The following is a 7,525-nucleotide window of genomic DNA, read 5'->3' on the forward strand; positions in this document are numbered from 1 at the left end:
GGCCCGTACGACCATCGTCTCGCCGCGCGCCCCGCTGGTGGCCAACGTCACCGCCTCGCCGGTCCACGATCCCGACGTGATCCGCAAGCTGCTGGTCGAGCAGGTCACCGGCCGCGTCCGCTGGCGCGAGAGCATGACTTGGCTGGCCAACGAAGGCGGCGTCACGCGCTTCGCCGAGGCCGGCGCGGGCAAGGTGCTGTCGGGCATGGCCAAGCGGATCGCCCCGGACGCCGAAGCCGTTCCCCTGAACAGCCCGGCCGACCTGGAAGCCTTCGCGAAATCCCTCTAACCCCATCCACTCCTTGGGGAGGAAACTCAAAATGTTCGATCTCACCGGCAAGACCGCCCTCGTCACCGGCGCCACGGGCGGCATCGGCGGGGCCATCGCCAAGGCTCTGCACGGCCAAGGCGCCCATGTCGTGCTCTCGGGCACCCGCGAATCAGCCCTGTCCGAGCTGGCCGCCCAGTTCGGCGAACGCGTGTCCTTCGTCGCGGCGAACCTGTCGGACGCCGCCGCCGTGGACGGTCTGGTCGCCAAGGCCGAGGAAGCCGCCGGCGCGCCGCTGGACATCGTGATCGCCAACGCCGGCATCACCCGCGACGGCCTGATCGTCCGCATGAAGGACGAGGACTGGGACACCGTGATCAAGGTGAACCTGGAAGGCTATTTCCGCCTGTCGCGCGCCGCCGCCAAGGGCATGATGAAACGCCGCGCGGGCCGGATCATCGGCATCACCTCGATCGTCGGCGTCACCGGCAATCCGGGCCAGACCAACTACGCCGCCTCCAAGGCCGGCATGATCGGCTTCTCCAAGGCCCTGGCCCAGGAGCTGGCCAGCCGCAACGTGACGGTCAATTGCGTCGCCCCCGGCTTCATCGCCAGCCCGATGACCGACGCCCTGAACGAGCAGCAGAAGGCCGGCATCCTGTCCACCATTCCGGCCGGTCGTCTGGGCGAGGGGAGCGATATCGCCGCCGCGTGCGTTTACCTCGCCAGTGACCAGGGCGGCTATGTCACGGGTCAGACCTTGCACGTCAACGGCGGCATGGCCATGATCTGACGGGTCGTCTTTTCCTGGGCTGATCGCCTTTCTGCTTGGAAAGACGAAAGCCCACATTTCTAACTGGACGTGCCGCTAGTCACTCGAAAAAGAACGTGATAGGCGGTGGCCCGACACAATTCCCGTGGGGGGTGAAGGTTCTCCGGAGCCGTCCACGGAACTGCAAGATTCAAAACGAGGGACTAAAAGAATGTCCGACATTCTCGAGCGCGTGCGTAAGATCGTCATCGAGCACCTGGACGCCGATCCGGAAAAGGTCACCGAAAAGGCCAGCTTCATCGACGACCTGGGCGCCGACAGCCTCGACAACGTCGAGCTGGTCATGGCGTTCGAAGAAGAATTCGACATCGAAATTCCGGATGACGCCGCCGAGCACATCCAGACCGTCGGTGACGCCGTGAAGTTCATCACGGAAAAGACCGGCGCCTAAAGCGTCGGGGTTCGCGTATTTCTGCGAACAGCACTATCAACCGCCGCGTCGCACGGGCTCTTGCCATCGTGCGCGCGGCGGTTTTCGTATGTGGCCGAGATTCGCGGCCCGGGGGAGGAGCGTGGGATTCGTCCGCTCATCCCCATATGTCCGCGATGYGAAGGTTGGGAGTGATCCATGCGTAGAGTCGTCGTCACCGGGCTTGGCCTTCTGACCCCTCTGGGGCAGGGCGTCGATATCACCTGGAAGAACATCCTGGCCGGCAAGTCCGGCGCGAACCGGATCTCGTCCTTCGACCCGACCGAATACGCCTGTCAGGTGGCCTGCGAGGTTCCGCGAGTCGATGGACGCGGCGGCGGCGGCCCTGATGTCGAGGGATCGTTCAATCCCGACCTGACCATGAGCCCGCGCGACCAGAAGCGCGTCGACGACTTCATCCTGTACGGCATCGCCGCCGCGGACGAAGCGGTGAAGGATTCGGGTTGGGTCCCGGAGACCGAAGAAGACAAGTACCGGACCGGCGTGATTCTCGGCTCGGGCATCGGCGGCCTGTCGACGATCGCCGACACCGCGCTGGAACTGGAAGCCAAGGGCCCGCGCCGGATCAGCCCGTTCTTCATCTCCTCGGCCCTGATCAACCTGATTTCGGGCCAGGTCTCGATCCGCTACGGCTTCAAGGGTCCCAACCACTCGGTGGTCACGGCCTGCGCCACGGGCGCCCACGCCATCGGCGACGCCACGCGCCTGATCAAGTACGGCGACGCCGACGTGATGGTGGCCGGCGGCGCGGAAGCGGCCGTCTGCAAGGTCGGCATGGCCGGGTTCATCGCCTGTCGCGCCGTTTCCACCGACTTCAACGACACCCCCGAGAAGGCCTCGCGTCCCTACGACAAGGATCGCGACGGCTTCGTGATGGGCGAGGGCGCCGGCGCGCTCGTGCTGGAAGAGTACGAACACGCCAAGGCGCGCGGCGCCAAGATCTATGCCGAGGTGATCGGCTACGGCCTGTCGGGCGACGCCTATCACATCACCGCCCCGGCCGAGGACGGCGACGGCGGCTTCCGGGCCCTGTCGGCGGCCGTGAAGGACGCGGGCCTGACGGCGTCGGACATCGACTACGTCAACGCCCACGGCACCTCGACCATGGCGGACGGCATCGAGGCCGGAGCCGTCGAGCGGTTCCTGGGCGATCACGCCAAGAACGTGGTGATGTCGTCGACCAAGTCGATGACCGGCCACCTGTTGGGCGCGGCCGGCGCGATCGAGGCGATCTTCTCGATCCTGGCGATCCGCGACCAGATCGCCCCGCCGACCATCAACCTGGACAATCCCAACGTGACCGTCGCCATGAACCTGGCGCCGAACAAGGCCGTGCCGCACAAGATCGACGTGGCGGTGTCCAACAGCTTCGGCTTCGGCGGCACCAACGCCTCCGTCGTGTTCCGCAAAGTCTCGTGAGCAAGAAGCCCCTGCCGCAACGCCGCGCCCCGCGCCCGGCTCCGAAGACGGGGGCTCCCCGCAAAGCCAATCCGCGCCGGCGCGAATCCGCGCCGGTCGGACGCCGCATCGCCGCCATGGGCGCCGGCCTGCTGACCATGCTGGGCCTGGCCGCCATGGTGGTGGTGCTGGGCGCGATGTGGCTCTACCAGGGTCCAGGCCCCGCCGCGCGTTCGGGCGACGTCACCAGCGTCGTCCTGCGGCGCGGCGCCAGCCTGCCCGAGATCGCCTCGACGCTGGAGCAGGCGGGGGTGATCCGTTCTTCCTCGATCTTCCTGACCGCCGCCCAGACCACCGGCGCGGCGCGCAAGCTGAAGGCCGGCGAATACGAGTTCGCCTCGCGGGCCTCGCTCAGCCAGGTGCTGGCCAAGGTCCGCGACGGCAAGATCGTCCGCCACCAGGTGACCGTCGCCGAGGGCCTGACCTCGGAGATGGTGGTCGACATCCTGATGCGGGCTCCGGAACTGACCGGCACCGTGCCCACCCCGCCGGAGGGCTCGATCCTGCCCGAGACCTATCAGGTCCAGCGCGGCGAGGATCGCGCGGCGGTGCTGCAGCGGATGATGGACGACCGCGACGAACTGCTCGACCGTCTGTGGGCCCAGCGCCAGCCGGGCCTGCCGTTCGAGACCAAGGACCAGGCCGTGACCATGGCCTCGATCGTCGAGAAGGAAACGGGCCTGGCCCGCGAGCGTCCGCACGTGGCGGCGGTGTTCATCAACCGCCTGCGCCAGGGCATCCGCCTGGGCAGCGACCCGACGATCATCTACGGCCTGACGCGTGGGCAGCCGCTGGGCCGGGGCATCCGCCAGTCGGAGCTGGAGCGTGAAACGCCCTACAACACCTATCTGATCACAGGCCTGCCGCCGACCCCGATCGCCAATCCGGGCAAGGCCGCCCTGGAGGCCGTGCTCAATCCGATGAAGAGCGACGACCTGTACTTCGTCGCCGACGGCACGGGCGGCCACGTGTTCGCCTCGACCTACGAGGAACACGAGCGCAATGTCGTCAAATGGCGGCAGGTCGAGCGATCGAAGGCCGCGGCGAAAACCCCGCTCGCCGGAGGCTAACATGGCGCTGTCAGGCATGACCGGCTTCGCCCGCGTCGAGGGCTCGCACGGGGCCTGGTCGTGGGCGGTGGAGGCGCGCAGCGTCAACGGCCGCAACCTCGAGACCCGCTTTCGCGGCCCGCCGGGGTTCGAGAGCCTGGACCGCGCGGCGCGCGACGGCGCCCAGGCCCGCTTCCAGCGTGGCCAACTGACCGTCAACCTGCAGGCCAAGCGCGCCGAGGCCCAGGCGGCCGTGCAGATCAATGTCGAGGTCATCGAGCGCTACCTGAAGGCCGGCGCGCCCTATGTCGCCACCGGCATGGTCGCCAAGCCCACGCTCGACGGCCTGCTGGCCCTGCGCGGCGTGATCGACACGCGCGAAGAGGACGACGCCGCCGAGGATCGCGCCGAGATCGAGGCCGCCATGGCCGCCACGATCGGCCAGGCCCTGGACGGGCTGAAAGTCGCGCGACTGGAGGAGGGCGCCGCCCTAGCCCCGATCCTGACCGGCGCGGTCGACCGCATCGAAACCCTGACCCAGCTGGCGTCGACCGAAGCCGCCGGCCAGCCCGCCGTGCTCAAGGAGCGCTACGCCCGCAAGCTGGCCGACCTGATCGGCGAGGCGGCTTCAGAGGACCGCATCGTGCAGGAAGCGGCCGCCATGGCGGTCAAGGCCGACGTGCGCGAGGAACTTGACCGCCTGGCCAGTCACGTCACCGCTGCCCGCGCTCTGCTGGGTGGCGACGCCGCGGCCGGCCGCCGCCTGGACTTCCTGTCCCAGGAGTTCATGCGCGAGGCCAACACCCTTTGCAGCAAGTCGGCGCTGACCGCCCTGACCACGCATGGCCTGGATTTGAAGGCCACGATCGAGCAATTCCGGGAACAGGTTCAGAATGTCGAATAATCCGCATGGACGCACGCGCGGCCTGCTGCTGATGGTCGTGGCCCCGTCGGGCGTCGGCAAGACCTCGCTGACCCGCCGCCTTGTGGCCGACCACAACGACCTGCACCTGTCGATCAGCGCCACCACCCGCGCGCCGCGCCCGGGCGAGCACGACGGCCGCGACTATCACTTCGTCGACCACGAAAAGTTCAAGGTGATGATCCAGGACGACGCGTTCCTGGAATGGGCCGAGGTCTACGGCAACCACTATGGCAGCCCGCGCGGCCCCATCGTCGAGGCGCTGGAGCGCGGCGAGAGCGTGCTGTTCGACATCGACTTCCAGGGCGCGATGAAGGTCCACGCCCAACTGCCACAGGACTCGGTGCTGATCTACGTCCTGCCGCCGTCTCTGGCCGAAATGAGCCGCCGGCTGCACGCCCGCAGCCAGGACAGCGAAGACGTCATCGCCAAGCGCCTGGCCCGCGCCAAGGACGAGGTGGCCGCCTGGGAACAGTTCGACTACGTCATCCTCAACGACGACTTCGACAAGGCCTATTCGGACCTGGCCCACATCTACCACGCCGAACGCCAGAAGCGGGCCCGCAACCCGTGGATCGGCAACCTGGTGGGGGATCTGCTGAAGGAAGAGATCTGAGGGGCGTGAGGTCCGCTTTCGACCCTAGTCGGACGTTGAGTCACAGGCCGCTAAGCGGCACTGTGATCATAATCGGGCGACAAAGCATCGAGAGTTAGACAGAGAGATCGCGGTGAAGATCAGGTCCAGGAAATGCGCGGCTTGGCCTTTCACCATTGGAGTGCTGGCGACGATTCTCAGTGCGGCAGTTCCGCTCGCGTCTTGCGACGCGCGTGCGCCCCAACTGATGGCTCCCATGGCGGCTCAGCTACCCAAGCCGCAGCTGGATCTTCTGGAGGCTCTGCTTTTTCCGCGAGGGCAGGATCAGGTCGTGCGTTTCGACGAGTGGGTCGTGGGCCAAGGCAAGGCCTTGACGCCGACGAAATGGGACCCTTCCGGCCCAAGAACTGGCGAGTCCATCGAGGTTACAACTTTTTTGCGCGGCGACTTCGCACAGGCAGGAACCGGTTTAGCCAGGGGCAAGCCGGCCAATTTCGTGCAGCTCTTTGTGTCGTCACCCGACACCTTCGCGGGCCATCCCGAAAGGGTGTTTGAAACTGCCTTCGGCGCCCCGACGCCCCCAGGTGAGCAAATGATGGTTGTGGAGCGGCCAGGCTGCATCGTCGTGGCCAGTCACAAGCAAGGACGGATAAGCCGAATGGCAAGCGTCACCAACGCCCAGGCCCTCGACTACGTCAAGGGTGAAGGGGTTCGCTCCGACAAGATAAAAGCAAGCGTTGAAGATTGCAGGAGCCGTGTAGCGGCCGCCGCTGTCGGAGCCTGGGGGGTTTTCTATGAACCCGGCGCGGCGGCGATCGCCGAGCAGGGTTGGATTGCAGTGCGCGGTCCCTACGCAAGACTTTTCGATACGGAAACGGCCGAGGCTCTGCCAAAAATAGGGCCAGGACTGTCGAAACAGCGATTTCGAGAACTGACGTCTGGCGGTCACTGAACATAGCGCACGTAATCCAGCACACGAGCTTCCCGACCATGGAGGACACGGCGAACGGCCACTTTCCACCCCTAGCTGACCTTCGTTCAGTCCGCACGCCAGCACGGCGCCCAAGGTCCGGTTTCGGGCGCGACCGCAATTCCTGCACCCGACCCAAGTCGGACATCGGCTCTGCCGCCCAATAGCCAAAGCTAAGCTTTTTGGTACACGAGCCAAAGGTAGCGACAGAAGCCTTCGTGGCAGGCTAGGGAGGGCTCGCTAGCGGGGAGAGCATCATGCGGCGGCTGAAGATGATCGGGCTCGTGCTGTCGGCGTTTGCCCTGGCCTCATCAGGGCCAACGCCGACGCCGCTACTCTACCAATTCATCGATCGCCCGGACGCGGGCGGCCTTTCGCTCAAATATGAAAACACCTCCCCCGAGGCCGTTTGCATCAGGAGTGATTGGCCGTTTCACAGCGGCCCCGGCGGTGGACCGGTTGTACTTGAGGTTGCCGGCCGGCGATTTCCATTACGACCGCCAGAATGGGCGGTCTGCAAAAAGAACTGCATCGAACGTATGTGGAAGGGGCACGCTCAGGGCGTAAACCTCCCCTACAGCGCCTTCGGCCTGCCGGAAGATTTGGCCTCCGCCCCGAAAACTATCGACGGGTCCCTGATCGCCGCCTCTTGCAAAGGCACCAAACCGCTGCCTGAGGAGCTGTTCAAAACCTCGGAATGGATTCCTGTCGGCTCGACGGAAAAGCAAATCTGCGCAGCCTTCCGTCAAGTGACTCAATGGGACAACCGCGACAGGGTCAGTTACGCGCAAAAGGGGTTCGACCGTATAGGCGGCGTTGAGGAGTACGATCGCGAACAATTTCCAGGCGGTTCGATCTACAACTCCTTAGTTCCGTTGTCTGACGACCAGCTTGCAGACCCAACGGAAACCAATGGCCGCTACCTGCGGTTCTACATCTTGGCTGAACGCGACAAAGCGAAGGGGGCGTCCACGATCGACCGGATGCGCCACCTGTTGGTC

The 7,525-nt window shown here is 65.8% G+C and carries 9 protein-coding genes; all 9 read left to right on the forward strand.

The window, feature by feature from the left end:
* Positions 1–289 (forward strand): ACP S-malonyltransferase (locus AC1DZ6_RS14390; protein WP_477097843.1); only part of this gene is annotated, 289 nt, incomplete at its 5' end.
* A 31-nt stretch (positions 290–320) separates the two neighbouring features.
* The gene (gene fabG, locus AC1DZ6_RS14395) at positions 321–1,061 is read left to right on the forward strand and encodes a 3-oxoacyl-[acyl-carrier-protein] reductase (protein WP_477097844.1); all 741 of its coding nucleotides are present in this window, start codon (positions 321–323) and stop codon (positions 1,059–1,061) included.
* Between the two features lie 190 nt (positions 1,062–1,251).
* Positions 1,252–1,491: an acyl carrier protein gene (locus AC1DZ6_RS14400; protein ID WP_007672577.1), complete on the forward strand. Its 240-nt coding sequence runs from the start codon at positions 1,252–1,254 to the stop codon at positions 1,489–1,491.
* 177 nt (positions 1,492–1,668) lie between these two features.
* The gene (gene fabF / locus AC1DZ6_RS14405; RefSeq protein ID WP_477097845.1) at positions 1,669–2,949 is read left to right on the forward strand and encodes a beta-ketoacyl-ACP synthase II; all 1,281 of its coding nucleotides are present in this window, start codon (positions 1,669–1,671) and stop codon (positions 2,947–2,949) included.
* Entirely contained in the window at positions 2,946–4,058 is a 1,113-nt protein-coding gene (gene mltG, locus AC1DZ6_RS14410; protein WP_477097846.1) for an endolytic transglycosylase MltG, read from the forward strand. The genes fabF and mltG overlap by 4 nt, the downstream gene beginning before the upstream one ends.
* 1 nt (position 4,059) lies before the next feature.
* A complete protein-coding gene (locus tag AC1DZ6_RS14415) occupies positions 4,060–4,941 on the forward strand; it encodes a YicC/YloC family endoribonuclease (RefSeq protein ID WP_477097847.1) in 882 nt (293 codons plus the stop codon).
* Positions 4,931–5,575 (forward strand): guanylate kinase, encoded by a 645-nt coding sequence (gene gmk, locus AC1DZ6_RS14420; RefSeq protein ID WP_477097848.1) that lies wholly within the window; start codon positions 4,931–4,933, stop codon positions 5,573–5,575. The genes AC1DZ6_RS14415 and gmk overlap by 11 nt, the downstream gene beginning before the upstream one ends.
* Before the next feature lie 112 nt (positions 5,576–5,687).
* Entirely contained in the window at positions 5,688–6,506 is an 819-nt protein-coding gene (locus tag AC1DZ6_RS14425; protein ID WP_477097849.1) for a hypothetical protein, read from the forward strand.
* Positions 6,507–6,781: 275 nt separating this feature from the next.
* The coding region (locus AC1DZ6_RS14430) for a hypothetical protein (RefSeq protein WP_477097850.1) at positions 6,782–7,525 on the forward strand (744 nt) is incomplete at its 3' end.

This window comes from Caulobacter sp. P1_B12_2 (genome assembly GCF_056406675.1).